The 26,066-nt window shown below is 47.5% G+C and carries 21 protein-coding genes and 1 tRNA gene; 11 read left to right on the forward strand and 11 right to left on the reverse strand.

All coding sequences use genetic code 11. From position 1 onward, the window contains the following. Positions 1–18: 18 nt before the first annotated feature. Positions 19–1,458 carry a ribosome biogenesis GTPase Der gene (der, locus tag H6859_09775; protein USO05414.1) on the forward strand — a complete coding sequence of 480 codons (1,440 nt, stop codon included), beginning with the start codon at positions 19–21 and terminating at the stop codon, positions 1,456–1,458. Between the two features lie 262 nt (positions 1,459–1,720). On the opposite strand, the gene H6859_09780 is transcribed toward der, so the two are convergent. Together H6859_09780 and H6859_09785 are read right to left on the reverse strand one after the other, a co-directional pair. Then, complete coding sequence (locus tag H6859_09780) at positions 1,721–2,380, reverse strand: hypothetical protein (GenBank protein ID USO05415.1); 660 nt, start codon at positions 2,378–2,380, stop codon at positions 1,721–1,723. Between the two features lie 3 nt (positions 2,381–2,383). Further along, the gene (locus H6859_09785; GenBank protein ID USO05416.1) at positions 2,384–3,577 is read right to left on the reverse strand and encodes a Glu/Leu/Phe/Val dehydrogenase; all 1,194 of its coding nucleotides are present in this window, start codon (positions 3,575–3,577) and stop codon (positions 2,384–2,386) included. A gap of 537 nt (positions 3,578–4,114) precedes the next feature. Here H6859_09785 and H6859_09790 point away from each other — a divergent pair. From H6859_09790 to H6859_09805, 4 genes are all read left to right on the forward strand, one after another. Then, positions 4,115–4,801, forward strand: a complete 687-nt coding sequence (locus H6859_09790) for a hypothetical protein (protein USO05417.1) — start codon at positions 4,115–4,117, stop codon at positions 4,799–4,801. 40 nt (positions 4,802–4,841) lie between these two features. Continuing rightward, complete coding sequence (locus tag H6859_09795; GenBank protein ID USO05418.1) at positions 4,842–5,909, forward strand: glycosyltransferase; 1,068 nt, start codon at positions 4,842–4,844, stop codon at positions 5,907–5,909. Positions 5,910–6,152: 243 nt separating this feature from the next. After that, complete coding sequence (locus H6859_09800) at positions 6,153–9,314, forward strand: hypothetical protein (GenBank protein ID USO05419.1); 3,162 nt, start codon at positions 6,153–6,155, stop codon at positions 9,312–9,314. 87 nt (positions 9,315–9,401) lie between these two features. Next, positions 9,402–10,214, forward strand: a complete 813-nt coding sequence (locus H6859_09805; GenBank protein USO05420.1) for a hypothetical protein — start codon at positions 9,402–9,404, stop codon at positions 10,212–10,214. Positions 10,215–10,718: 504 nt separating this feature from the next. On the opposite strand, the gene H6859_09810 is transcribed toward H6859_09805, so the two are convergent. Continuing rightward, on the reverse strand, positions 10,719–11,573 hold the full coding sequence (locus tag H6859_09810) for a hypothetical protein (GenBank protein USO05421.1): 855 nt from the start codon (positions 11,571–11,573) through the stop codon (positions 10,719–10,721). A 29-nt stretch (positions 11,574–11,602) separates the two neighbouring features. Next, positions 11,603–12,196 (reverse strand): hypothetical protein, encoded by a 594-nt coding sequence (locus H6859_09815; GenBank protein ID USO05422.1) that lies wholly within the window; start codon positions 12,194–12,196, stop codon positions 11,603–11,605. Positions 12,197–12,698: 502 nt separating this feature from the next. Here H6859_09815 and H6859_09820 point away from each other — a divergent pair. Then, on the forward strand, positions 12,699–13,547 hold the full coding sequence (locus H6859_09820) for a MerR family transcriptional regulator (protein USO05423.1): 849 nt from the start codon (positions 12,699–12,701) through the stop codon (positions 13,545–13,547). A gap of 249 nt (positions 13,548–13,796) precedes the next feature. On the opposite strand, the gene H6859_09825 is transcribed toward H6859_09820, so the two are convergent. Next, positions 13,797–13,882 (reverse strand) — tRNA-Tyr (locus H6859_09825). Between the two features lie 88 nt (positions 13,883–13,970). On the opposite strand from H6859_09825, the gene rlmB reads away from it, so the two are divergent. Continuing rightward, complete coding sequence (gene rlmB, locus H6859_09830) at positions 13,971–14,795, forward strand: 23S rRNA (guanosine(2251)-2'-O)-methyltransferase RlmB (protein ID USO05424.1); 825 nt, start codon at positions 13,971–13,973, stop codon at positions 14,793–14,795. Positions 14,796–15,265: 470 nt separating this feature from the next. Beyond that, positions 15,266–18,112, forward strand: coding sequence for a DNA polymerase I (gene polA, locus H6859_09835; GenBank protein USO05425.1), 2,847 nt, complete (start codon positions 15,266–15,268; stop codon positions 18,110–18,112). Between the two features lie 9 nt (positions 18,113–18,121). On the opposite strand, the gene H6859_09840 is transcribed toward polA, so the two are convergent. After that, positions 18,122–18,964, reverse strand: coding sequence for an ion transporter (locus tag H6859_09840; GenBank protein USO05426.1), 843 nt, complete (start codon positions 18,962–18,964; stop codon positions 18,122–18,124). Between the two features lie 105 nt (positions 18,965–19,069). Between H6859_09840 and H6859_09845 the strand changes: the two genes are divergently transcribed. The 3 genes from H6859_09845 (at position 19,070) to rplT (ending at position 20,571) form a co-directional block, all read left to right on the forward strand. Then, complete coding sequence (locus H6859_09845) at positions 19,070–19,837, forward strand: hypothetical protein (protein ID USO05427.1); 768 nt, start codon at positions 19,070–19,072, stop codon at positions 19,835–19,837. Between the two features lie 104 nt (positions 19,838–19,941). Beyond that, a complete protein-coding gene (rpmI, locus tag H6859_09850) occupies positions 19,942–20,190 on the forward strand; it encodes a 50S ribosomal protein L35 (GenBank protein ID USO05428.1) in 249 nt (82 codons plus the stop codon). Positions 20,191–20,193: 3 nt separating this feature from the next. Then, complete coding sequence (gene rplT, locus H6859_09855) at positions 20,194–20,571, forward strand: 50S ribosomal protein L20 (protein ID USO05429.1); 378 nt, start codon at positions 20,194–20,196, stop codon at positions 20,569–20,571. Between the two features lie 345 nt (positions 20,572–20,916). Here rplT and H6859_09860 read toward each other — a convergent pair whose 3' ends face one another. From H6859_09860 to infA, 5 genes are all read right to left on the reverse strand, one after another. Next, positions 20,917–21,582, reverse strand: coding sequence for a response regulator (locus tag H6859_09860; protein USO05430.1), 666 nt, complete (start codon positions 21,580–21,582; stop codon positions 20,917–20,919). Beyond that, positions 21,579–23,663, reverse strand: coding sequence for a PAS domain S-box protein (locus H6859_09865; protein USO05431.1), 2,085 nt, complete (start codon positions 23,661–23,663; stop codon positions 21,579–21,581). The genes H6859_09860 and H6859_09865 overlap by 4 nt, the downstream gene beginning before the upstream one ends. Before the next feature lie 246 nt (positions 23,664–23,909). Beyond that, positions 23,910–25,139 carry a ribonuclease E/G gene (locus H6859_09870; protein ID USO05432.1) on the reverse strand — a complete coding sequence of 410 codons (1,230 nt, stop codon included), beginning with the start codon at positions 25,137–25,139 and terminating at the stop codon, positions 23,910–23,912. 21 nt (positions 25,140–25,160) lie between these two features. Continuing rightward, entirely contained in the window at positions 25,161–25,742 is a 582-nt protein-coding gene (gene maf / locus H6859_09875) for a septum formation protein Maf (protein USO05433.1), read from the reverse strand. Then, positions 25,732–25,950 carry a translation initiation factor IF-1 gene (gene infA / locus H6859_09880; GenBank protein USO05434.1) on the reverse strand — a complete coding sequence of 73 codons (219 nt, stop codon included), beginning with the start codon at positions 25,948–25,950 and terminating at the stop codon, positions 25,732–25,734. The genes maf and infA overlap by 11 nt, the downstream gene beginning before the upstream one ends. Between the last annotated feature and the right edge of the window lie 116 nt (positions 25,951–26,066).

Genomic DNA, 26,066 nt, shown 5'->3' on the forward strand with positions numbered 1-26,066 from the left:
CCATGTAAACAAGCGCACATGTTTACACTCGCGCTCGTTGGAAGACCAAACGTAGGAAAGTCAGCCCTCTTCAATCGCCTGGCCGGAAAAAAGCTGGCGATTGTCGATGATACGCCGGGCATCACTCGCGATTGGCGCAGCGCTGAAGGGGCGCTGTTCGACCACACCTTACGCATCATCGACACCGCCGGTCTCGAAGAAAGCTTTGATGACTCTATTCAAGGCCGTATGCGCCAGCAAACCGAGGCCGCTCTCAAAAACGCTGATGCTGTACTCTTCATCATCGATGGTCGCGCCGGTCTCACCCCGCTTGACGAACATTTCGCAGGTTGGTTGCGCAAACAAAAAAAACCTGTGATTCTAGCCGTTAATAAAGGTGAAAACGAAAAAGCGATTGCAACCACAATCGGTGAAGCCTTTCGGCTAGGTCTTGGCGAACCCATCGGTATCTCCGCCGAACACGGCATCGGTATGGAAGAACTTTACCATGCGCTCGAACCTCTCATTTCCAAAACCGACACCACCAACGACGGTGAAGAAAATTCCCTCTCCTTTGAGGGAGAGGGTTGGGGTGAGGAGGGATTAGATGATCTCGAAGGCTGTGAAGATTTTACTTTCAATCAGGATGAAGACGATCCTGAAAAACCGCTTAAAATCGCCATTGTCGGCCGCCCCAATGTCGGAAAATCCACGTTGCTCAATTCCATCGTCAATGACCAGCGCGTCATGACCGGCCCCGAAGCCGGTATTACCCGCGATGCTATTGCTGTGGATTGGGATTATAAAGACCGCAGCTTCAAATTGGTTGACACCGCCGGTATGCGCAGGAAAAGCAAGGTTCAGGATAATATAGAGAAAATGAGCGTCGAAGATTCCATGCGCGCTATTCGCCTCGCTCAAATCGTCATCCTCGTCATCGACGGCAATGCGATTTTTGAAAAACAAGATCTCCAAATTGCCGAACATATCATCAATGAGGGCCGCGCGCTGGTTGTTGCCGTCAACAAATGGGATAGCGTGCGTGATCGTGATGAAGCCCTTGAAGAATTGGCATACAAGGCTGAAACTTCACTCGCCCAGCTCAAAGACATCCCCTACCAAACTATTTCAGCCCTTAACGGCAAGAATATCAACAAACTGCTTGATCGCTGTCTGGACACGTACACTATTTGGAACAAGCGTATCTCTACCGCCGGTCTCAACCGCTGGCTGGCAAAAATGGAAAGCCAAAATCCCGCTCCGCTGATCTCCGGACGTTCAAACCGTTTGAAATATATCACCCAGATTAAAACCCGTCCGCCGACTTTCGCCCTGTGGGTTGCCCGACCTGATAAGTTGCCTGAATCGCATAAACGATTCATTATCAATGGTCTGCGTCGTGATTACAAGATTCCCGGCGTCCCCATACGCCTGCTTGTACGCAAATCTAAAAACCCGTACGCAGAAACAAAAAAATAGTGATTGTGCCTAATTCTCAACTTCTTTTAAAGGATTGAAATAGAAAGAAGAACGAAACCCCGGCGAAAAGCCGGGGTCCATGGAATTTGACTATGTATCATATGGACCCCGCATCAAGTGCGGGGTTTCACGGGGTTTTGTATTTCGCTGAAAAGAAGAAAGTTGAGAATAGCGTTGATTATAGCTGTTTCTACGGTCATTTATAGATTTAGCTATAAATACGCCAAACATTGACTGCTAAAGTGGTATAGATCCTTGTTTTTTAACGTTTGATCAGGACCTGGTAGAAGAAGGGTTCGGTGGAGCCGGCGTTGTCGTAGTCAATGCAGCCTGCTTCCTGGCCTGCAGCCAAATCGATAGTTTCGGTCAGCGTAAACGTGCCGGTGAAGGCGGTGAAATCGACATCGCTTTCCGTGCCGGCGTAAGAGGCACCGAGCATGCGGTTGATTTGGGCGCAAATTGAGGTTTTGACGTTTGGCAGGATGATGAGCAAGTCGGGCGCGCCTGTGCCGACATCCAGTACGTCATTGGTGGCATTGAAAATCCATTCGCTGGCGTCATTGACGCCGCTGGGCGGGCTGGAATAGGTAAGGCCTGCGCCGCCTGCGTCGAACAGCTTACAATCGGTTATGGTACAGTTGGCGTTGTAGTAAGTGTCGGAGCCGTCTTCTGTATTGTCGCCATTGCTGTCATGCCAGAAAGACATATCGTTTTCAGAGACGCCGCGCAGGCGCATTTGCTGGATTCCGGCTTCGATGCTTTTGGCTGTGCGCAGGATCTGGCTGGCTTTGACGCGTTGCTGTTCAATATCGCCGCTTTGATCGACGGTTGATCCGCTACGGCTGAGCACCATTGTGAGCGCGGCGAGCAGTGCGACGGCGATGAGAATAAACCACAGGACATTTCCGCGTTCAGTGTACATGCTTTAAGCTCCTATCATGTTGTGTGTTTCGGTCCCAGTGTTTTGTGAGTTTTGAGATTGGGCGGTTTCAACGCGCCGACGGGCGTAGCGGGCGGCGAGGGAGGCCATGTCCTGGTCAGTGGCGGATTCGTAGATTTGCAAGATTTCTTCGAAGCGGCGCGGGACGCCGGTGCTAATCTCTTTTGTTACAGTTTTTGCGTCTTGTCCGACTTTTGCAACCCAGATGACACCGCCTGCATTGACGATATAATCAGGGCAATAAAGCATATCCAGGTCGTGCATGAGGCGGCTTTGGTGGCCACCGGATTGATCTTGTTGCTGGTTGTTGGCGGCGCCGCAGACGATTTGTACGTCTGCGGTTTTGAGGCGTTTGATGTTGGTGTCCGTTAATGTGCCTCCAATGGCGTTGGGTGCGAAGATGTCTGCTGGTGCATCGTAAATTTCATTAAGGCCGACACGTACAACCTGTACGCCTTTAGTTTCGAGATCTTCAAATACGGAATCGACGACGTCGCAGCCTGTAAGAATTGCGCCTTGTTCGTGGAGATATTGCGCGAGTGCGCCGCCTACATTGCCAAGGCCTTGCATTGAGATATGCACATCTTTAAGGTTTTCTTTGCCGAGCTTGTGGCGGGCTGCGATTTTCATGCATTCGAATACACCGATGGCGGTCAGGGGAGAGGGCGTGCCGCCAACGACATCAGGAGAGGGCGCGGTGCCGCCTTTAATCCATCTGGTTGTTTCGAGCAGTTTATTCATGCTGGTTTCATCCGTGTTCATGTCTTCAGCACCGAAATAGACGGGTGTGCCTGCGTTGATGATGTTGAGCCCTTGCGCAAATATAGCCAGTATTTCATCGGTTGGGTGGCGCAGATCGGCAGATGGGGCCATGATTACGCTTTTGCCGCCGCCGTGGTCAAGGTTTCCGGCGGCATTTTTCCAGGTCATGGCCTCGGAGAGGCGTAAAACATCTGTCAGCGCCGTATTTTCATCTTCGTAATATTTGAAGCGGATGCCGCCCAAGGCTGGTCCGAGAGCTGTGTTGTGGATGCCAACAAAAGCGGTGATATTTTGCTCTGGCGCGTGGATTTTATAGATTTTTTCATGGTCCATATATTGGGGGTGAGACGCAGCAGAAATTTCTGTGACGTCTATGTTTTCCGGTTTGATGTGGGGCGAAGCTTTTGTATTTTGCATGATTCTTACTTTTATATAATTATTTTAATGGGTTAAGAGGCCATAAAATGGCTTTATGCGCAAGTAAAATCCTGAAAAATCTAGAAGAGTAGAACGTAGGAAAATATTACAAAATTCATCTTTAAAATTAAAGAAATTCATATCGAATTTTATTTACTTTCTCTTTAGATTTTATATGTTATGTTAAATATATAGGGTAAGTGATCAGTAACTCCGGTGTGATCCTTTCCTTCAATTGGTAGAAAGACCAGTGATTTAGGGACAAATTGGCTTCTTTTGAGACGAGAAGCCGGAATTGGGCAAGGGAAGGCCCGCTTAATAAAAAATTAGGGTTCGTGTCTGAAAACGTTCAGACAAAAGGTTTTAAAAATATTTTTGGTTTATCTCTTATGTCATGCGCACTGGCCTGTATGATGAGTTTGGGAATTGTGTTGCCCCATTTTATTCCCGGACAAAAAAGCATACAGGCTTTTTTTTTGCCCGTTTACGGGCTATTTTTATGTCTGCAATATTTTAAAAACAGTGAGCGCGTGATCCATGAAAAAGTTAGTATTTGTATTTTCTTTCCTGCTTATTGCCTTTAGCCCCGTAGTCGTTTGGGCCGAAGATAAAGCAGAAGAGGTGCCTAAGAAGAATGAAGTTTTAGAAGCGGCCGATGCGTTCATGAAAGATCTGGATGAGCGAAGCCAACGGCATTTTAGTATTATGTATGGAAATTATAATCTTATCAAGGTCGTTGAATCGGTGCGTGATCATGTGGGGATGGCGGTGGAAGCTTGCGGTGAGACTAACCCGGATATGAAAGAGCCTCTGGAAACGCGTTTTGATGAATGGAAAGCGGCGATTAAGCCGATTATGGAAGAGGCTGATGCAAATGTCGGTAATATGATTTTGGCGCAGGAATATGCGAAGCCGCGTGAGATTAAGAAATTTTTTAAGCTGGTTGATACGGTGCGCAAGGATAAAGACAAGGAGGTTGAAAAAGTTCCGGTGACGTCGCCTGAGGCGTGTCAGACTTTGTTGGAAAATATGGATAAGACTCAGCCTGAAATGACCCGGCTTTTGAAAACAACTTTGGTAAGTTTGCCGATGGTCATGCAGCAGCAGGATCAGGAGCAAAAGGAAGAAGAAGCCAGAGTAGCGGCGGAGAAAGAGGCTGCGGAGAAAGAAGCGGCGGAGAGAGCAAAGGCGGAAGAAGAAGCCGGTGAGGCTGAGACCAGATGATAGCCAAGAACAGCGCCGTTTGTAAAAAAGCCGTATACGCATGAGAATCCTTCAAGTTATGGCCGGGGCGGAGCATGGCGGGGCGGAAACAGCTTTTGTCGATATGTGTCTGGCGTTGCATGAGGCCGGGGAAGTGGTTGAAGTAGCAACCCGGGCCAATGATATTCGGGTGCCTCGTTTGCAAAAAGCCGGAATCCCGGTGCATATATTGCCGTTTGGCGGGGCAGTGGATGTTTATACAGGCGCGCGTTTGCGCAAAATTATCCAAAAATTCAGGCCTGATATTGTGCAAAGCTGGATGAGCCGGGCACCGTCGAAGGTGCCGCGCTGGAAGGCTTCGATGGGGTGTCCGCGTTATGTGCATGTCGCGCGGCTGGGCAGTCCATACAAAATGAAGTATTTCAAAACGGCGGAGTATTTTGTTGCGATTACGCCGTTGATACGTGAGCACATATTGGCGCATGGTGTGGTCGGGGATCATGTCGTTCATATCAATAATTTTGCGGAGGTCGAGCCTGTTACGCAGGCCATTAACCGGGCTGATTTCGATACGCCGGAAGGCGCCCCGTTGGTGCTGGGGTTAGGGCGGCTGCATCCGGATAAGGCGTTTGATACGTTGATTGAAGTCGCGGCGGCGCAGCCGGATTTGTATGTGTGGATTGCTGGAGAAGGGCCGCAGCGCGCGGAGCTGGAGAGTTTAATTGAAAAGCTTGGCGTGGGGAATCGTGTGAAGCTTTTGGGATGGCGCACTGACCGGGCGGCTTTGTTGCGGGCGGCAGATATTTGTGCGTTTATTTCGCGCGATGAAGGGTTTGGTACGGTGTTTGTGCAGGCCTGGGCGCAGGGCATACCGGTGGTGGTGTGTGAGGCCGACGGGCCGCGTCAGTTTGTTCGTCACGAAGAAGACGGGTTGATGGCGCCTATTGATGACGTGGAGGCGATTGGGGCGTATATCCGGCAGTTGATTGAAGAGCCGGACTTGGTGGAGCGTTTGGTGCGCGGCGGTCATGCGCGCTATGAAGCTGAATTTACCAAGCAGGCGAGTTTGCAGGGGTATTTGCAATTTTATCACGATATTCTTGAGCGTGAAGGTCTCTTGGGTCGTTAACAGAGTTATGGCCGCTGGGGTGCGCGTTAACCTTTTGTTAACCATTTGATTTCATTGAAAAAAGTTTGAAAAATGTGTAGTTCTGTGGCATACTGCACTTAACTTAACCGTCATGCGCGAAAAGAGCATGAAAACTATATAATGGAAACAAGTGGTTAAGGTGGCGATATATATATAGAGTAAACGGCCCATAAAACGATAAAAAAGCAGGGTCGGCTTAAAAAAATAAAGAGGGGTGATTATTTGGCGGACTTAACTCCCAAAATTCAATTGATTGAAGAAAAGCTTCAGGGGCTTGGTTTGCTTACGCCTGCTCAAGTTGATGGCGTGGCAGATGAGGCGTTTGTCGATGCGCGGGATAAGGCGGTGCGGTTTTTGGCGGCGTTTTTGGATATGCCTGGTGTTACCGGCTATACGCCGGAATTTGGCAGGCAGGTGCTTGATCGCTTGGCGGCAAATGAAAAAAGCGGCAAATTAGCAGAAGATATTGAGAGTATAAAAGAAAATTCTGATCTTGAACTCGATAAGAGCTGGACGCCAACTAAGAGCGTTATTCGTGGTTATTTGGAAGATGCGGGCATTCCAGAGGATCAATGGGGCAAGATTAAGCTTGGCGGTTTGCTGGCGTTCATCAAAGATCGTAAGCAGGTTGTCGCTGACCTAAACGAGATTGCCAATGACAAAGGTGTTCAGCAGGTTCAAAAAGCGCGCGTGGAAAAAACGCAAAGCGATACCGAAACTGTTCTTAAAACCATCGGGCAGGAGGGCAAGGCGTGGGATGCGCCGGAGACGCAGGCCGCGTTGAAAGAGTATGTTACCAAGCTGCAAAGTGATTTTGGTTTTCCCGAAGCCAGGCGTTACGGCGCGTTTGATGAGGTAACCTCGAAGAAACTCACACAGCAACTGGCTGCCGGCCCTGTGCCGGCTGGTTATGACGCGGCGCAGTTGCAGGCCTTTATTCCGGCGCTGGATGCTTTGCGTAGCTCTGGGGCGTATAACCCGCCGGAAAAGCAGCTCACCGCGTTTGATGCAACGCTGAAGGTTGAGGCGATGTTGGGCGAGCTCGTGCCCAAGTTGAATGCGCAGCTGGAAGAGAAGAACGCGCAAATGCCCGGTGGGTTTATGGGGCAGTTACTTAAAGATTTCATTACCGGCGGGATTCTTGATCGGCGCATAACTGAAGTTGGTGAGCCGGATGGTATTTTCGATATGCGCACGCAGGCATCCCTGCAGGGGATGATGCTGGTTTTGAGCCATCCGATGTTGCTGGAAATCCCGGCTGAAAAGGGCGTTGGTGATCATGAGTATACGGTCACAAAAGGTAAATATATTCGCGAGCATTTTGAAGAAAAGCTGAAAGGGAAAATCAGTGATGAGCAGCTTGCGGACCTGAAAAAGGTTTTGCCTGAGTTGCTCGATTCTCTGGATTATCTCGCTAAAGAGGGCATGATTTCCCACGAGTTGTTTATCAATCCAGATAACAGCATTTTGAGCATGCCGGATCTGGTCGAGCGGCAATTTGCGCAGCGGATTGAAGAGCATAAAGATGGTAATCCCGATATGCTGCGTTTACTTGATTCCCTGACGCACACATATACGAATTCTATGGGTATGGCCGCATTGATGCCGGATCTGGCAATTCCGGATTTGTTTGGAAAAATTGACGCCAGCAAAAGTCCGCGAGATCGTCTGGCGCAGTTTTATAAAGAAGCACGGGAAAAATACGGCGATAAAGAAGATAATTTTCATACCGATATGATCATATTGATCAATACGGCTATGACCCTGCCCTATGGTAACCGCGCGTATCGTGAGCATTTTGAAGATGCGATGAGCGATGCTTTGGCGGAGGCTGGAAAGATCAGTGATCCTGACGCGGCGGCGAAAATGTTTGCCGATAAAGTTTCAACGTATGCGGTAGAGCTTCATAAAACGCAGGAAGGCGGCGCGCCTGCATATGTTGAGTCTTATGATCGGAGCGTTCCGGTCTGGAAGCCGGGGCTGACCTCTCTTGAAATTACGTCCGGCGGGCATGCTTATAATTCTACGGATATTGCCCAGGCTTATGATGATTATAATCTGGCGGTTGCACAGGGGGATTTTCAAAAGCGCGGGATGGCCAATCCGCTTTATCAGCAGAAATTTATGATTTTTCAGGATGATGAGGGTCAGCGTTATGTTGCGGGTATTGATAAAGATTCGATGATTTTCACAGTTGAGAAGATCGATGTCGCGGCGATTAGAAAAGCCCTCAAAGATAAGCCGGGGAGGCCATGGACTGAAATACGCGATCTTGATCCCGGCTTTGCCTTGCTGGTTGATCAGCGCGGTCATATTCAAAATGGCTCGTATTCGTATTCGAATCTTTTGGTGGATGTTGAGTCTGAAGATGTTCCCAAGCTTGGGGATTTTGTGCAGAAATACAGGAAAGAGGCGCAAGATATTCATGCGGGCAATATTCAACGCCTGAACGATGAGGCGCAGTGGAATCCTGATTTGTTTATTCCTAAAGAGCCTGCGCCGCAGCAGTTTAAGTCTGCGGCCAGGCGTGCGGGCGCAGCGGAATTTGATAAAGCGGCAGCGCTTCCCAGCAGCGAAGATCTGCAGTTGATCAGCCAGTTTACCAGCCGTAAACTTTATAGCAGTCCGGTTGTTTTGGGACCGCGGGACCGGGATGTGCTTGAGGCTTTTTCCCGCAATGCGGGGCGGGAATTAACGCTTGGAAGCTCTATTGAGGCCGGAACGCAGGTGCGGATTAAGGGCATTGAGATGCCAAGTGGTACTTCCGGTCCGTTGATCGCTCTTTATGACAGGCATGAACAAAAAGTCCGGTTGATTGAAACGCCGCGCGTTCTTCGTGATACCGCTGCCCGTAAAGCGCTTATGGAGGAGGTGCATAAAACGGACGATATGACGATGATGGACAAGATTCGCAGAGAGCAGCCGGAATTATTCGCTTTGATGAACGGTTATTCTGCGAAGGGTGCCGAGCGCGCCGTTCTTTCGGCTGGCGATACCTCACAGCCTTATCAATATCTCGGTTTTCGCAGGGAATTTTTGCGTTTCATGAAGGGCGTGGAACTGCAGAGCAACCTTTCAGTTTCAAGCAGACCTCCGGTGTATCTGTCTAATGAACAATACAGAGTTGAAATGGGCCGGCCTAACCGTAGCGAAAATGCGATGGAGGCATTGGGGTCGTCTATGAAGAGGGGTTTTTCAAGTGCGGTTGAAGGAATCAAAAGAGTTTTTGGCGTTGGTGCTTCCGAAAAGCCGGATCAATCTGTTCAGAAAACCCGCGAAATCCAAGAAAATGGACGGGAAATTGCTGGAGATCGCGCCGGGCAGCAATCGTTGCCCTTACGAGAGCCTGCACCGGTTTATGATTTGAGCCGTCCTCTGGAATAGGGCATAAGCGTAACTAAGCCTTCATTAACGTTTCGAATGGCGCTATCATGTTTTTGTGTTTTTTATTTTTAGGGATGTGCAAGTACTATGTCTAATGCTTCTATACCGAATTCAGAAGTTAACTCCGAAAACCAATTGACCAGTGAGCATTTTGATGAGCTTAAAGAGGCGCTTGAGGTTTTGTATATTATCGCCAATATTAGCGGCCGTATACAGTTTGCTCAAAAATGGGAAGCGCCGGCGGCTTACGTTTTGGGGGCGGATTTGATCCGGTATGATCAGGAAGGTGCGGATGATAAAGAGCACCGGGCAGAGCTTGAACGAGAGGCTGAAGAGCGACGGCTTTCGCTATTGGAATTTATGGATGCGATTGAAGAAAGGAGCGTTGAGAAAGGCGCTTTGCAGATTAATTTCGTGCGTGAGAAAGTTGAAAAAATGGGGCGTGATTTGGCGCTGTGTGTGTATGGCCGTCAGATTGTCGATAAGTTTATAGAGCCGCCGCCTGAGCCTCTTCAGATTGAGACAGAAGATGAAGCGGTGAAGGATTCTGAAGGTTCACAGGAAACAGAAATTGTTTCAGAATCTTCTGAGATGGTTTCCGATCCCGTTTCTGAGCCCTTTGACGTGAAACCGATTGATATGAGTCTGCCGGATGAGCGTGTAAGGCCGATTGAAATATCGCCGCCTGCCGGTGCGCCGTCGCCTGAGCCTGCGCCCGAGGCTGCTTCCGTGCAGGTTGCTGCGCCTGTGCAGGAAACTTCTTTGGCTGAACAGCCCGCTTTGTCGCAAGGGGAGCAATCCGCGCAAAAATCCGTGTCGATGAAGTTTGTGTCTTCAAAGGATCGAAAGGAAGAAGATGATTCTTCTTGTTCAGCGCCGCCTTCGGATCAGGCAAGTTAAGCTCTAGACATATTGATTATGGATTCACAGCGCAGAGAAATTGCGATTCACTTGCGATGAAAGGAGCTTTCATTATGAGCGATTTGTTTTTGTTGTCCCCGGAGCAGTTAAAGCGTATAGAGCGTTGCTTTCCCTAGCCAAGTTTACAACATAGATACAAGCTTGGGCAGCGCAGTTGAAACCGCTGGAAAGGCCTTTCCATTTTTGGTTTTAGGAGAAATTAACGTCGGAAAATCTGAAATGGTGGACATACCACCTGAAACTTGGAACCAAGTATCCACTATCTTGGAAAACTGGGCAATAGTCTTTCACCAGCGCCAACAATCAAATTATCATGGATGTTACGCATAGACGCTGGAGGGGGCATTTTGCAACAATTCTGCTCATTTTGTTACCACCGGAAGGCATTCCAACCCCCAGCGGCTTTTTAACAATGCTGATAGCGAGCGACGCGGAGGCCCCACACACAGTGCGCAGCGAGCGAGCAAAGCATTATTAAAAAGCCTAATAACGTCCTTGCAGGTATTTACAGGTGGAAAATCGGGGAATATACATTCCAGCCCTAATCTCATTCATTAAATCCCAGTAATAATATTTCCCAAGCTTACTTTTAACAGTGCGGGGGTATTGGAAATAGTAAACGTCCAGACCCATACCATATTTTTCCGTCTTTTCTGGGTCGACGGTATAGGATCGAGAAAATTCGCCAGCAAGATATGTTTGAATCCCCCAACCTATATTGTTGAGGAGCTCTGATATTTTGGTGAGGTGATAATAAAAAACGTCCCTATGAAACCATTCGTAAAATTCTTCCAATACCGAAAAAGCATCCTCAATATCCAGCGTGGGTTCGCTTTTTTGCAAAATATCGAATATCCGTTTGGACGTTCTCGACAAACGCAGTGGGTTATGTTTTGAAATATCACCGCATATACGGATAAATTCCTCTCTTTTCATCGTAATCGACATTTCTTTTTCTATGGAGGGGAGCCAAATTTTTTCAAACATGGCCTCGTGATTCATCCAATCAGAAAGCGCGCTTACCGCTTCCTTTAATTCAGAGAGTGAATTGTCATGATCGAAATTAGGGGAGTTGCAAATCTGTGATAGTGCTGAGCAAAGACTATCCGCTTGGCCAAAGTCAGAATTAACGGGAGAAATAAAGTCTACGAGCAGAATGTTAAATAACTCGGCATTGTAGGAATCGTTAGGCCTTATGGTCGCCCCCTCTGGGGAATCGCCAACACATAACATGGCTCGATTAACCATAGATTTTATAGACTTTCGACAGGATAAAAGGATGCATATTTCCTTTTCAACATCCGAAAAATCAGGAAGTTTTGTCTTTGTTGCGTTCATCGCGCCATATTAACCAACCCAAAACCCATCTAAAAGCCTGTTATGTCTTTAACCTTAAACATGGTTACATTTTCCTCGATGATACCGGCCTCAAATTTCCACGTGCTCTGCGGCTCTAGGTTATTTACGTTTGCGAGTGTGCTACCGACCTGAACGCCGTCTTTGTCGTACAAGTTAAATTGGATTTGCACATATCCGTATTCGCGATCGGTTGTGTTTTTGAGAATACCAACCAATACTTTATTTCCGTATTTTTTCGTTTTAAATTCGACATCCTCTACAACCAGTCCTTTGCTACTTGGAACACTGTTTTCAATAGCTTTAATAGAACTTTTGGCTGCTTCATCCGCCGCATTTAACAAGCTCATGCTTAATGGGGCCATTATCATAAGAAGAACCGCAAAGGCGATCCTCTTGCCAGTGGAGAGTGGTGTTTTGAATTTCATGGATATAGCTTGATATGCTGGGGGAAGGCACAAAACCGCTGCCGAAAAATAAAATATCCCTGCGATCACGCCCATTGTGGGCTCAAAGAAACTAACAGTTCCCGATAGTAAGAATAGAATCCCAAAAAACCAGCCTGCTATGTTGCCCAATAGTGCTTTTTTTGTTTTTTTATTCATAATATCTCTTTCTTGCAGTGGTTAGAAAAAAGCCACCAGATTGCTCTGGTGACTGGGTGTTTTCATCCGTATCGCAAGAAACGGCGCGATGCTTTTGGGCGTACGCCTTGGACATGACATCGCCACCCAGCCATAGACCGAGTAGCGACACATTTCCGGCAGTGTCTTAGCCGCTTACGATTGGGGATGAAAAGCCCCAGAGCCTCCTTATTAAAGGCCTGAGATGAACTTAAACCACGGGATCGCCTATTACAATCGAAACAGACCTCATGAGAGTTGGGTCCTTCTTAGCCTTTACTCCTGCGGGTGCCGTTCGAGCGCATACCCTCTTTAGTGACCGAGAAATTTTTTGTATTGCCTAACAACGCGTCAATATTATTTTTGTTTGTTTCCAGCGTGTTATGGGTTTTTTACAGTGGTGAAGAATATTAAAAGTTTACATTAGTGTAAACTTTTAATATTCTAAGATTCGATTTCATATAAAACACCGCTGGTAATCAAAATGGATATAGACATATTTCATAAGGCCGTTCGAGGGTTTCTTGACGAACCCAATTTAGCTCTAAGACATCAAGTTGAGGGAGGAGACGGGTGGGACGGTGCTTCAAAAATTATTGAAGACAAAAGATTCACTGTCAAAAGCACGGGGGGTTATTCTTCTAGGGTTATTAATCACTGGGCTAGCAAAGGCTTGCTAGGGGAGCATAATCATAAAGATAAGTGGAAGAAGTTCAATTTCATAGACTTGGTGTGGCTTAGAATTATCAGGGAATTACGTTTGTTTGGAATGCCGCTAGAGAAGATTGAAAATACGCGCGCCTCTTTATACACATCAGGAGTTGACCATTCCTATTTAGTTTTTCGAACTTATATATGTTTGTGCCTACGAAAAACCCCCCAGCATATCTATCTTTTGGTTTTTAGCGATGGGAACGCCCACTTAGCGACTGAAAACAGATTGGAATTAGTAGAAACGATGGCTGACGGCCATTACCCTTTTATTAAAATATCGATAAACAGGTTATGTCGAGAAATACTCAATACTGAAAACTATAAACCTCTCAAAACTATTACCGTTCAGCTGGAAGAAGATGAGCTTGAGGTTTTCGAGTCAATCCTCATGGAGGATTACAAAGAGCTAACCGCAAAACGTACAAAAAACGGTGTGAATATAACAAAAATCATACCAGAGCCGCCGGATAAATCTCCCCTAAATGAGGCCATTTCTGGAATAGCTTATGGCGATATTCTTCTTCGTATAGAGAAGGGTAAAGTCGTTAGTCGAACAAAATATTTATGGCAATATAATTCTCGATATTTCCCTGTTTATTTTGATTGTGAATTGTTCTGAAGCACAGATATTCTCTGGCTTTGTTTCATCTTCAGCATTCAAAATTTAGAAAAATTCCCTGTTAATTCCCTGATAAACAGGGAATTCAGGATCTCGGGACACTCAAAAATGCGCTGTAGAGAAAAATGGTAGTTCTGAGCCCAAAAATGAAATTCTCTGTGTGTCTCGGCGATGCGCCAAAACAAAAACCCCGCTGTCAGCGGGGCTTGCGGGGAGAAATTCTCCGAATGTCCAGAAAGCCGGACTAAATGGTGGAGGGGGCTGGATTCGAACCAGCGTACTCCGAAGAGGCCTGAGTTACAGTCAGGTGCCATTAACCACTCGACCACCCCTCCACACATATAATAAGAAAATCCCGTGTGAGATTTAAACAGCAGAAAAAAGACTTTCACCCCTGATGTCAAGCCTGTAATCTGCTGGGCGATGAAAAAACACTCGAAAAAAGACAAAATCAAGCATAGCGGCAAACCGGATACTCGCCGTCACAAAAACCCTATACCGCAAGAGCAGCGTTTACGTACTGCTAGCCTTTATGGATTTCATGCGGTACGTGAGGCGTGGCTGAATGAAAATCGTCGCGTTCAGGCGCTGTATTGTACACAAAGTGCGCTGGATGGTTTTCAGGAAGCTCTGGAGACTACAAGGAAAAAAGGCTTAGAGCGTCCGGCGCCGCAAATTCTTAATAAACAATCTTTAGAGAAGATTTTGCCACTTGGCGCGGTGCATCAAGGTTTGGCGCTGGACTGCAGCGCGCTGGACGATGTCGGAATTGAAGACATTCTTATTCGTGAGCGCAAAAATGAGCGCAGCTTGCTGATTATTCTTGATCAGGTTACCGACCCGCATAATGTGGGCGCGATTTTGCGTTCGGCCTGTGCATTTGGGGCGGCAGGGATGATTGTACAAAAGAAACATGCGCCTGAGCTAACCGGCGTTTTGGCCAAGACGGCCTGCGGCGCATTGGAGCATGTGCCTGTGGCTTTTGAAACGAACTTAAGCCGCTGTATCGAAACTCTGCAGGAAAATGGCTATTTTGTTTACGGTCTAGATGAGCGCGGCGCGGCGCTTGCTACTGCTAATATTGGCGGGAAATCCGTTTTGGTTCTGGGCGCAGAAGGACCGGGGCTGCGACGCCTAGTTAAAGAACACTGCGATGGTCTGCTTGCCTTGCCTATGCGTGGCCCTATGCCGAGCATTAATGTCTCAAACGCGGCAGCGGTGGCGCTGTGCGAATTTTCCAAAAATTAGATCCAGTCTAACTTTACATACAATTTTAGTAAAATTTTTGACATCTCTTAAGCCGTCAATGTACAATTAAAGGGCAAGGAAATCGCTAAAGAAGATTTCTCAAGAATGAGCCGGACAACGGCAGTAAAAAGTAGAGGGATGTGCAATCATGGAGCTTATCGGTGCCCAGTCGAGTCTGCGCAGAGCGCATAATGAATCTCACATTATCGTATCTTGTTTTCGGTTTTATCGGAGCGTAAGGCCGCTCCTTCCTTTCCTGCAACCTTTCCTGCGTAAAAATTACCTTTGCAATTGTTACCCCCGGAAACCCGCTAAGGCTTAAAGCTCTTTTCCCTGTTGTAGGGCTTCAGGCTGGTTTCACCCATACTTCCCGCCCCCGTGCATGCTCTCCCCCTGCATGCGGGGTTTTTTTTGTTTATGGCTAAGCATCAACTCTGGACTCCGCCAGAAGCTTGGGCCACTTTAACGACATGGCTGATTCACAAATTTCTGTTGCTCCCGAAGACTCTCAAGATGGTGAGCTTTATCTTGTTGATGGTTCGGGGTTTATATTCCGGGCGTATTTCGCGATGACCTATTCTGGTCGCGGCGAAATGACCAACCCCGATGGTGTTCCGGTTTCGGCGGTGTTCGGCTTTACACAGATGCTGATGAAATTGTTGAACGACTATCACGCGCCATATCTGGCGGTAGTATTTGACCCCAAGGGCGGTAGCTTTCGCAATAATCTTTATCCCGAATATAAGGCCAACCGCGATGTGCCGCCAGAAGATCTGGTGCCGCAATTTCCACTGGTGCGTGAGGCTACGCGGGCCTTTGATATCCCGGCGCTGGAACAACCGGGCTATGAAGCCGATGATTTGATTGCGGCTTATACCAAACGGGCGCTGGAGTTGGGCAAACGGGTCGTGATTGTATCTTCTGATAAGGATTTGATGCAGCTCGTCCAGCCCGGCGTGCGCATGCTTGATCCGATGAAGAATAAATGGGTGGGCGAAGCGGAAGTCGTTGAGAAATTCGGCGTTAAGCCGGAGCACGTTGTGGACGTACAAGCGCTGGCCGGGGATAGCACCGATAATATTCCCGGCGTGCCGGGCATTGGCGTGAAAACGGCGGCGCAACTGATCAATGAATATGGGTCCCTGGAAGAATTACTGGCGCGCGCTGAAGAAATTAAACAGCCCAAGCGCCGCGAAAAACTGGTTAATCATGCGCAGGATGCGCGCGTGTCCGAACAGCTCGTGCGGCTGGATCAGGATGCGCCGCTGCCGCTGCCGATCGAGGAACTAAAAATCCACGACCCGGACAAGCCGGAGTTAATGGCATTCCTGCAGAAACATGCTTTTAATTCGATTATCAAGCGATTGGGTGGTGAGTTTGTTTCTGTTTCTCCCGCGCAAGCGCGGACCTTGGAAGAAGATTCTCGCTTGCGTGGAGAAGACACTAAGCGTGCACCTGAAATAAAAGATAACCAATATACTCTCATTAATGATGAGAAGACCCTGCAAGAATGGATTGATGATGCATATAAGCGCGGTGCGGTGTGTATCGATACGGAGACAACGGCGCTGACCCCGGCCAAGGCCAAATTAGTGGGTATTTCCCTGACCAGTGAGGTGGGCAAGGCGGCCTATATTCCACTCGCTCATGTGGCCGAGCAAGCTGACCTCTTAGGCGAGACCCAAGGTGCGGACGTCCCTCAACTGCCGATGGATAAAGCGCTGGGGATGCTTAAACCTTTACTGGAGGACGAAAGCGTGATGAAGGTCGCGCATAACATGAAATATGACTGGCAGATTTTTGCGCAGGCCGGAATTCACGTAGCTCCGTGCGACGACACAATGCTGATCTCCTACGTGCTGGACGGTTCTTCGCACAAGCATTCGATGGATTCGCTTTCTGAGCGATATTTAGGCCACACGCCCATACCATATAAAGAAGTGGCGGGGACCGGGAAATCACAAGTGACCTTTGATCGGGTGACAATCGAAAAAGCGCTGGATTATGCCGCTGAAGATGCGGAAGTCACGCTGCGGCTGTATAAGTTGCTCAAACCGCGCCTCGCACTCGAGAAAATGGTAAGCGTCTATGAGAATATTGAGCGGCCGCTGATCCCGGTTATTGCGCAGATGGAGCTGGAGGGAATCAAAGTTGATCCTGCGATTTTAAAATCCATGAGCACGGATTTCGGCAAGCGCATAGCCGATCTTGAGGAAGAAATTCACAAACTCGCCGGTACGCCGTTTAATATCGCTTCGCCCAAACAAATCGGCGAAATCCTGTTTGACCAGATGGGCCTTGATAGTGGCAAAAAAACCAAGACCGGCCAACATTCTACAGATGTAAAAACGCTTGAAGAACTTGCTTTGCAGGGCCACGAGATTGTGCAAAAAATTCTCGACTGGCGTGGTCTTTCAAAGCTCAAATCCACCTATACGGACGCGCTGCAGGATCAGGTTGTCGCGGAAACAGGCCGTGTGCATACCTCCTATCATATGACCGGGACCTCAACCGGGCGTTTGGCCTCGTCCGATCCGAATTTACAAAATATTCCGATCCGCACCGAAGACGGGCGCAAAATACGTGAAGCCTTTATCGCTGATACGGGCTGCGTCTTGCTCTCGGTTGATTACTCTCAGGTTGAGTTGCGGCTGGCGGCGGAAATGGCTGGCGTTGAGGCATTGCAACGAGCTTTTAAGGACGGGGTGGATATTCATACGTTGACTGCATCCCAGGTTTTCGATGTTCCACTGGATAATGTCGATTCTGAAACGCGCAGGCGGGCCAAGGCGGTGAATTTCGGCATTATCTATGGCATATCTGGTTGGGGGTTGGCCAAGCAGCTGGGCTACGATCCTGCAGATGCGGCTGATTTTATCAAGCGCTATCTTGCGCGCTTTCCTGAAATCAAGGATTACATGGAAGAGAAAAAGGATGAAGCGCGTGCCAACGGCTTTGTCAAAACGCTCTATGGCCGCAAATGCTTTACGCCCAATATTAATGCGAAAATCCCGGCCCAGCGGGCAGGCTCAGAGCGTGCGGCCGTTAATGCGCCTTTGCAGGGCACGGCAGCGGATATTATGAAGATCGCGATGGCAAAAATGCCTGTGGCTTTGGAGCGCGCTGGATTAAAAGCCAAGATGTTGCTGCAGGTGCATGATGAATTGATCTTCGAGCTGCCGGTGGAAGAGTTGGAAGCAACCTCAAAGCTGGTGCGTGAGATCATGGAAAATGCATGGAAGATTATGGGCGTGGAGATTTCCGTACCTCTCATCGCCGAGGCGGGGTCCGGGCATAGCTGGGCTGAGGCGCATTAGCGTGAGCGCCTAAGATTTTTTTCGGATAAGTTCTTTCAGTTCTGCCATTTCACGGTGCAGTGCTATAATTTCATTCCCGGAGACAATATTGTTTTTCCGTCGCTCTGGGCCTTTATATTCCTCTTTTTCATGGATGATATTCATGGCATCAACGATAATCCCGATAAAAAGGTTGAGGACTGCAAAGCTCGTAGTGATAATAAAGGGAATAAAGAACACCCAGGCATAAGGATAGACTTCCATGACCGGGCGGACGATTTCCTCGCTCCAGCCTTCTAGCGTCATAATCTGGAACAGTGTGTACATCGATGCTCCAATCGTGCCGAAAAACATGGCAAATTCCTCAGTTTGTCCAAACAGCTTTGTAGATAGCACAGACGCTACATAAAAAATAATCAGTAACACGGCCATGATGGAAGCCATACCGGGGATGGCATGAAATAGCGCGGCGATCACCCGGCGCATAGAGGGCACCACGGATACCAACCGCAAGACCCGCAAGATCCGCAATGCCCGCAGAATAGCCAAAGGTCCGCTGGCGGGAATAAGGGCAATGCCAACAATAACAAAGTCAAAAACATTCCAGCCTTGCCGGAAAAAGGACAGGCGATAAACAAATAACTTGAGCGCAAGTTCAACAACAAAGATCGTCAGTGCAATTTCATCGAGGTAAACCAGCACATCGCTATAGCGGGTCATAACGCTGGAATCGGTTTCAAGACCAAGAATTGCGGCATTCACGATAATGATAGCGATAATAAAATTGGTAAAAGTCTTATTTTCTATGAAACGTGCTACGCGCCCACGCAGAGCGGTAAACTGAATGTCTTTGAGATTGGTCGGGCGAACCATTTTTAGTGTCCTTGTTTATGTGTTTGTTCACTCCTAACAAGTTTTGCCTCTGTTTTAAATTGAAAATTTATGTTGTTATGAAGGTAAGGGAAGAGTTTTTTATCTATGAATGAAACCATCCAAATTCTTGTAGGGCAGAGCCAATATATCCGGGCCTCTTTTGCAAAGCCAAAGGAGCACTTAATGCAAAGTGTCGATCGCTTGCTGGTTATCATGGTTCACGGCTTTCCGGGTGATAAAAATGCTTGTAATAATATTTTTGTAGACCTTGAACATGTTCTTAGTGAAAAACGTTATCACACACTGCGTTTTGATTTTCGTGGCTGTGGTGCCAGCGACGGGCTGGCCGAAGATTTCACGCTTTACAGCGCCTCCGAAGATTTCGAAACCGTGATAAAATGGGCCAAAGACAGGGGGTATGAGCGCTTTGTCTTTATCTGTGATGGACTCGGCGCTTCAATAGCGCTGATGAATGCTCCAAAGGAAGCAAGATGTTACGTCTTGTTGTGGCCGATGGTTGACTTGCCGATGATTGCCCAGCATGTTTTTCAGGCCGAAGAGATTGAAGAAGATTGGAAAAAGGCAGGCTACATTATGAAAGAGGATAGCCGTATCGGCATTCCATTTCTTCAACAGCTTAAAAAAGCAAAAATGACCAAGATCCTTAAAGACCTTGGAAAGCCTCTGCTGATTATGCATGGCGCGCAGGACAAGGTTTCGCCGATTGAGCAGCTTGATATGTTTCGCGCTTGCGCAGGCCACCGCCGTGTTGAAATCACCAGCTTTCAGGATGGAACGCACGGCCTGCCGCAAGAAAACCACCGTAAATCGATGTTTTTTCATATCCGCCAGTTTATCGAGAAATATACTTGATTTTTGCATGACAATGGCGCTATAAACCCGCATACGAATAGATGGCCTGGCGAGTACGGCTGCCTCGGCTATCAGATAACAACCTTATTTTAAGGAGATATGAAATGCCGAAAATGAAGACCAAGTCGGGCGCTAAGAAGCGTTTCCGCGTTACGTCGAGTGGCAAGGTTAAGGTCAAACAGGCCAAAATGCGCCACATGCAAATGAATAAACCCAAGTCCATGAAACGTAAGGCTAAAGGGCAAACCACGTTGTGTGATGCCGATGAACGCATTGTGCTGTGTAACTGGTTGCCTTATTCCCGGAAGAAAAAGAAAGCGTCTGGCGGCGTTTCAGAAAAGAAGGAGGGCTAGACTATGGCACGCGTTAAAGGTGGACCAAGAGCGCACGCTCGTCACAGAAAAGTTATCAAAGCGGCTAAAGGTTACTATGGCCGCCGGAAAAGTTGTTTCCGCACGGCCGTCCAAGCGGTTGAAAAAGCCGGTCAGTACGCATATCGCGACCGTCGCGCCAAGAAACGCGAATTCCGCAAATTGTGGATTCAGCGGATCAATGCAGCTGCGCGTTTGCATGATATGACGTATTCAACATTCACGCATGGTTTGAAGCTGGCGGGAATTGAGCTGGATCGCAAATCTCTGTCCGAGATTGCTATCCACGATGAGAAAGGCTTTGCTGCGATTGCCAAGCAAGCCAAGGATGCGCTTGGTAAAGCTGAAAAAGCCGTGGCTTAATAAAACGTGTTTTCCCTGCTAAAGCAGGGATCTGATAAGGGGCCATACCGCTTAGTGGTCAACGCCTTGCTTTGTTATGTGTAAAATGATGAGTTTAATCTGACGTGTAAAAGTCAAGGCTTGATCTGACGATTATGAATTATCGGCTGGTCGGCGCTTTTTGGGTAACCTTGGTAAATATAGTAATTTAAATTACTATACTATCCGGCCTATCGTCAGATTGCTCCCGAACACATGGTTCAGGCCACGCTCACCATATTCTTCGCGGATAACTGGATTAATTATCTATACTAAGTTACTAATGCTGAATTTTTACAGACATGTAGAATTTTTGTTGCTCGCTGTTTAATGGATTGTGATGCACCGATTTAGGTAATCCATAATTCTTTCTTTTTTGGGCGGCTTTGAAACAAAGCCAACAGCGCCTTTTTCTATTGCCTGTAGAACGTTATCCGCCACACTATCGGCACTGAATACGATAATAAAAGCATCTGTATCGACTTCGATAATTTTATCTATCAATTCAAGTCCGCTTTTACCCGGCATATGAATATCCAATAGAAGTACGTCGGGATTATGCCTGAGATATTCACTGACTACCTTGTCACCGCTATCGACTTCTACTACGTCTCCATAAAAACCCAGAATTTTTTGCATGGCTTTGCGGACAAACATGTCATCATCGGCAACCATCAGAATGTTTTTCTTCCGCTCTTCGCGTTCTCGAAACATATTTATGGATTGCCCATCCTCTTTATCCAACAAGTCGATTTGAATTTGTTTTAAGCCTGTGGGACTCATTTTTCTGGCGAGCACACGACATGCTTGCTCAGGCATCTTTTGTTCTAAGTCTGATTTTATATTAGCGTAATTATTGATAACGCCAAGGCGAACCAGGCAAACGATCTTGCGTTCTTTGAGAGCATAAACAATACCTTCATGCTCTTTGTAGGCGATTAATAGCTTTTCAAGAATTTCAGCCTGTGATAAATGACAAGCTTTTGTGGTCATGACATTCCCAATATGGCATTCATTGGTGTGCGGATTTCGTGCGACATATTAGCCAGAAAATCGCTCTTGGCACGACTGGCCTCTTCGGCAACCCGTTTTGCTTCCTTTAACGCGTTTTCTTTTTCTTTTTGCTCTGAGATATCCAAAGTCAATCCAAGAAAAGTCGTCTCATGATCATTTTTGATTTCTGTCACACTCAGCTTCATAGGAAAGGTTTGACCGCCTTTTCTGAGGCCTTCAACATCTACTCCTGTGTCCAGGATATGGGATTCGCCTGTCTCCAGATAGTTCTTAAGATACTGGTCATGCTGGCTGTGATGCGGTTCCGGCATGAGCATGCTGACATTTTTACCGATAGCTTCGTGAGCCTGATAACTGAAAATAAATTCCGCCCACTGGTTGAACGTCTGAATGATGCCATTTTTATCTATCGTGATGACGCCTTGCATCATATTATTCAAAATAGCGTCAAGATACGTTTTTTCTTTTTCGATAATGGCATTTAAGTGCTCAGCGTCTTCCTTGGACTTCCGCAAATCTGCGGTCTGTTCCTCAACGCGTTTTTCAAGATTATCACGGCTGTTTTTAAGGTCTTTTCGAGCTTTCTCAATCGGGTTGGCAATAAAGAAACGCGCATAAAGCACCGTTGAGAGAAAAACTAAAAACCCGATACCTAGAATTATCTGTTGTTTGATCTCCAAATTCTGGCTTTTTTGTTCCAGATATTTTTGGATGCTTTTAACGGATTCGTCTTGCGCTTCCAGCGTTATGCGCAGTTGTGTTGCGAGTTCATCATTCTGCGGCGTGTTGATAATTGTTTTGATGTCAGACTGCAATGTTGTGACGGCCAGATGTTTAAGACGCCCCCATTCTTTTTGGGCTGTCAGCAATGCTGACCGGGTATCCTTGTCATTAAAAGGAGTTATCTCAAGCGTTTTGTTTCCGTCAACGCTCAAAATAACCATCCCGCCTTCAAGCAATCCTTTATAATTAGCCTCAATGTGCTTTTCGTCTTGTTGTACAATCTTATTATTTTGCGCGGCTTCTTTCCAGTTGTGTGCCGCATGAGTAGCCATAATGATCGAGGTTTGGTGTGTGTAGTGAACCAACAACAGACGTTGCAGGCTTGCTGCGTTTAACAGGGCACTATCGTTTTTTTTCTCGCTTACGCTGGCGTTGGAGAAAAAATAAGATCCCACAAGAAGAACCAGAAAGAGACTTAACAGCGATGAGAGTTGAAGAAAAACGGCATTCCCTGAATATTGATTGTCTTCCACTTCTGATGCCTTGCCTTCAGTTGGCTTGTACAGACTCAGGATTATGGTGATTGCAAAAATAGTGCTGCTGGTTATGGCTACAATCATCGCCAACGCGTTATAGCTTTGGACAGAATCGTAGCGGCAGTCGGCATAAGGAATAAAAACGGAAGCGGCCATGCCGGTGTAGTGCATTCCGCAAATTGCCGCACCCATGATTAATGCCGCCGCTGCCTGCCAAAAGGTCTTTCCACGCCCCTCATGCTGTCCCAACATAAAAACGATGAACAGGGCGGCACCTGATGCGGTTACGGCAATCAAGGCGGACAGGGAAAACAGTCCTGGCGTATAACGTAAATCGGCATCCATTTCCATAGCGGCCATGCCTGTATAATGCATGCCGCATATTGCTGTTCCCAACAATAAAGCGCTGATAACTAACTGTAGAATCTCAATCTTTCCAGTGCGGATAATCTGCAAAACGCCATAGGCGATGGCAACGGCAATGATCATGGATACAAAAGTCAGGAATGGGTCATAGGTGTGCACCATATCCATGTTATAGGCCAGCATGCCGATAAAATGCATCGACCATATTCCGGCTCCAAATGCAAAAGCGCCGCCAATATGAAGATATGATTTTTGTTTTTCTGTTTTGGCCTTATGAATGTCGGTTGCCAGCCGCAAGCCTGTGAAAGATCCCAGCGATGCTATAACATAAGACAGAATAACAAGTGGAATGGCATAGGTGCCATAATATGCGTTTGGCGGAATATCGCCAAAGAGAAAGAAGTGTTCCAGAAAAGATTGTGGCTCATGCAGCATACCTTGTTTATTTTATCTCCGTAAATTCAGAAATAACGGCCATTTTGATGCCATTTAGGCACATCATCAGAAAGACTGTCATCTGCAACCATGAATTTTATACAAAAACGTCTTCCTGGATAGGTTACTTTTTGAGCTTGCATGCATGTATAACACAACCCGTCCAGCTTGTTCTGGTACTATACACTCTTCTATGGGTTGTGGCAATGATTGGCCTAATTAAATAGGGCAGCCCCTTATTAATAATTATTCAATCAGCATGCCTTGAAAACGGTCAGCCAGAGGAGGGGTTCGGCGTTTGCGGGTGATTTCGATGAGGCCCAGAGCAGTGATTCCGTGGATTTGCACGGTGCAGGGATCCTCGTCGATGGCTGCTTCGAGCGCGGCGAGGAGTTTGCCTTGATCTTTGCGGTCCTGGGATTTGAGGAAGTCAATCACGATGATGCCGCCGCAATTGCGCAGGCGGATCTGGCGCGCGGCTTCGCGGGCTGCTTCAATATTGACGTCCAGATGGGAAGCGCGGCTGCCACCTTTATTGACGTCGATGGCGGTGAGCGCGGCGGTACCCTGAATGATGATGTTACCTCCGCCTGGTAACAGGGCGTAGGGGTGAAACAGGTCTTCGATCTGGCCGATAATATCGCGATAGTGAAACAAAGCGAGATCTTCAGAGGCGTTATCAAGTTCAATGGGGTCGATTTTGGTAACTAGATCAGGGGCGAAGATTGAACACCATTCCTCGATATGTTTAAAATGCTCCATTGTAACAATTTCAATGCGATCAATGGCTTGGCTAGCCTGATCACTTAAGGTGCGCTGGATGGCATCGGGGCCAAGGGCAATTAAGCCCGGCTCTGGGCCTTCAAAGTATTTCTGGATTTCTTCCCAAGCGCTTTTGAGGATTTTTCCTTCACGGATCAGAACATCGCTTTGGGTGTGAGCTGCGGCAAGGCGTAGAATGCAACCCTGAATGTCGACCATATTATCCATCATTTTATGGAGCTGTTTACGCAGTTTTTTATCGCGGATGCGTTGGGAAATGCGGTTGCAGTCCATATTGGCGCAATAGATCAGGTAGCGGCCCGGCAGAGTGATGTCCATACTCATTTGCGGAATTTTGTTTTCGGAAGGGGTAAAATCGTCCTGATCGTTTGATAAGTAAGCGGTTTTAGCCTGCAGCGCAACCATATCGCCGGGTTGAAAACGTTTGGATATACTTTCGTCGCCACCTTTATGCACTTTGCCATCATCGTCGCGCCAACGTACATCCGCATTGTATAAAATTCCGGTATTATCGCCGTCGAGATCGACAAAGACAGCATCAAGCGCTTTATCGATGGTTTTGACTTTTGCCCAATAGATAGAACCCCAGCGTATTTCTTCGTACGGCGGGTCGACTTCAAGACCTTCAAGGCGTCCGTTTTTAAGGGCTGCTGCCCAGAGACTACCTTCCAACTCTTCTATGAGTATATCCACCGTGTTTCCTCACTGTTGCTCTTAGGCGTCAGTTTTAAAGCCAGCGCCTTCTAATACTCTCATTGTATCATAAAGCGATAGGCCGACCACGTTTGAATATGAACCGCGGATGAATTTTATATAGCTTTCGGCGTAGCCTTGAATAGCATAACCGCCCGCCTTGCCCCGCCACTGCCCAAAGTGGAGATATTGATCAATTTCTGAAGGGGTGAGGCGTTTGAATTGGACCAAAGTATCGATGAGGCGGTGGACGGTTTTTCCTGTGGGCGCGATAAGGGCTATACCTCCGTAGACGTGATGGCGGCGGCCTGAGAGGCTTTCCAGGCAATGACGGGCATAGGGTTTGTCTTCGGCTTTATCGAGGATTTTGCGGCCTGCACCAACGACTGTGTCAGCAGCGAGGATAAAGTTACCGGGATTCTTTTTGGCGATGGCGGCGGCTTTTTCGCGAGCGAGGCGCTGGGCCAGATCATGGGGGTGTTCGCCTTTAAGCGGTGTTTCGTCAATATCGGCCGGAAGGATTTTATCGGGGATGATGCCGATTTGTTTAAGGAGATCTAGCCGCCGTGGTGACGCCGAGGCAAGGATGAGTTTATTTTTCACGGTAAATAATGCGGCCTTTGGTAAGGTCGTAGGGGGTCATTTCGACGATGACGACATCGCCTTGCAACACACGGATGCGGTTTTTACGCATTTTACCAGCGGTGTGGGCCAAAATGACATGGTCGTTTTCCAGCGTGACGCGGAACATCGCGTTGGGCAGAATCTCGGATACGACCCCTTTGAATTCCATTAAATCTTCTTTAGCCATCTTGTCCTGTGTCTTTGTTTTTTAAGCTGCATTATCACGCACCTTAAAATTCTATGGTGTTGTTTCTTTAGAGAATATGGGTATACACCCGCTGCGGGCAAGAATGCAACGGCTTT

The sequence above is a fragment of the Rhodospirillales bacterium genome (assembly GCA_023898785.1).
Classification (GTDB): domain Bacteria; phylum Pseudomonadota; class Alphaproteobacteria; order Micavibrionales; family Micavibrionaceae; genus TMED27.

Excerpts from the sequence above, each read along its gene's own strand:
- H6859_09785 (USO05416.1), bottom strand. The coding sequence starts at position 3,577 with ATGCAAAATACAAAAGCTTCGCCCCACATCAAACCGGAAAACATAGAC.
- H6859_09865 (USO05431.1), bottom strand. The coding sequence starts at position 23,663 with ATGCTGCATGAGCCACAATCTTTTCTGGAACACTTCTTTCTCTTTGGC.
- H6859_09805 (USO05420.1), top strand. The coding sequence starts at position 9,402 with ATGTCTAATGCTTCTATACCGAATTCAGAAGTTAACTCCGAAAACCAA.
- rpmI (USO05428.1), top strand. The coding sequence starts at position 19,942 with ATGCCGAAAATGAAGACCAAGTCGGGCGCTAAGAAGCGTTTCCGCGTT.
- rlmB (USO05424.1), top strand. The coding sequence starts at position 13,971 with ATGAAAAAACACTCGAAAAAAGACAAAATCAAGCATAGCGGCAAACCG.
- der (USO05414.1), top strand. The coding sequence starts at position 19 with ATGTTTACACTCGCGCTCGTTGGAAGACCAAACGTAGGAAAGTCAGCC.
- H6859_09860 (USO05430.1), bottom strand. The coding sequence starts at position 21,582 with ATGACCACAAAAGCTTGTCATTTATCACAGGCTGAAATTCTTGAAAAG.
- H6859_09840 (USO05426.1), bottom strand. The coding sequence starts at position 18,964 with ATGGTTCGCCCGACCAATCTCAAAGACATTCAGTTTACCGCTCTGCGT.
- H6859_09790 (USO05417.1), top strand. The coding sequence starts at position 4,115 with ATGAAAAAGTTAGTATTTGTATTTTCTTTCCTGCTTATTGCCTTTAGC.
- H6859_09780 (USO05415.1), bottom strand. The coding sequence starts at position 2,380 with ATGTACACTGAACGCGGAAATGTCCTGTGGTTTATTCTCATCGCCGTC.
- H6859_09810 (USO05421.1), bottom strand. The coding sequence starts at position 11,573 with ATGAACGCAACAAAGACAAAACTTCCTGATTTTTCGGATGTTGAAAAG.
- H6859_09820 (USO05423.1), top strand. The coding sequence starts at position 12,699 with ATGGATATAGACATATTTCATAAGGCCGTTCGAGGGTTTCTTGACGAA.
- polA (USO05425.1), top strand. The coding sequence starts at position 15,266 with ATGGCTGATTCACAAATTTCTGTTGCTCCCGAAGACTCTCAAGATGGT.
- infA (USO05434.1), bottom strand. The coding sequence starts at position 25,950 with ATGGCTAAAGAAGATTTAATGGAATTCAAAGGGGTCGTATCCGAGATT.
- H6859_09795 (USO05418.1), top strand. The coding sequence starts at position 4,842 with ATGAGAATCCTTCAAGTTATGGCCGGGGCGGAGCATGGCGGGGCGGAA.
- H6859_09845 (USO05427.1), top strand. The coding sequence starts at position 19,070 with ATGAATGAAACCATCCAAATTCTTGTAGGGCAGAGCCAATATATCCGG.
- rplT (USO05429.1), top strand. The coding sequence starts at position 20,194 with ATGGCACGCGTTAAAGGTGGACCAAGAGCGCACGCTCGTCACAGAAAA.
- H6859_09815 (USO05422.1), bottom strand. The coding sequence starts at position 12,196 with ATGAATAAAAAAACAAAAAAAGCACTATTGGGCAACATAGCAGGCTGG.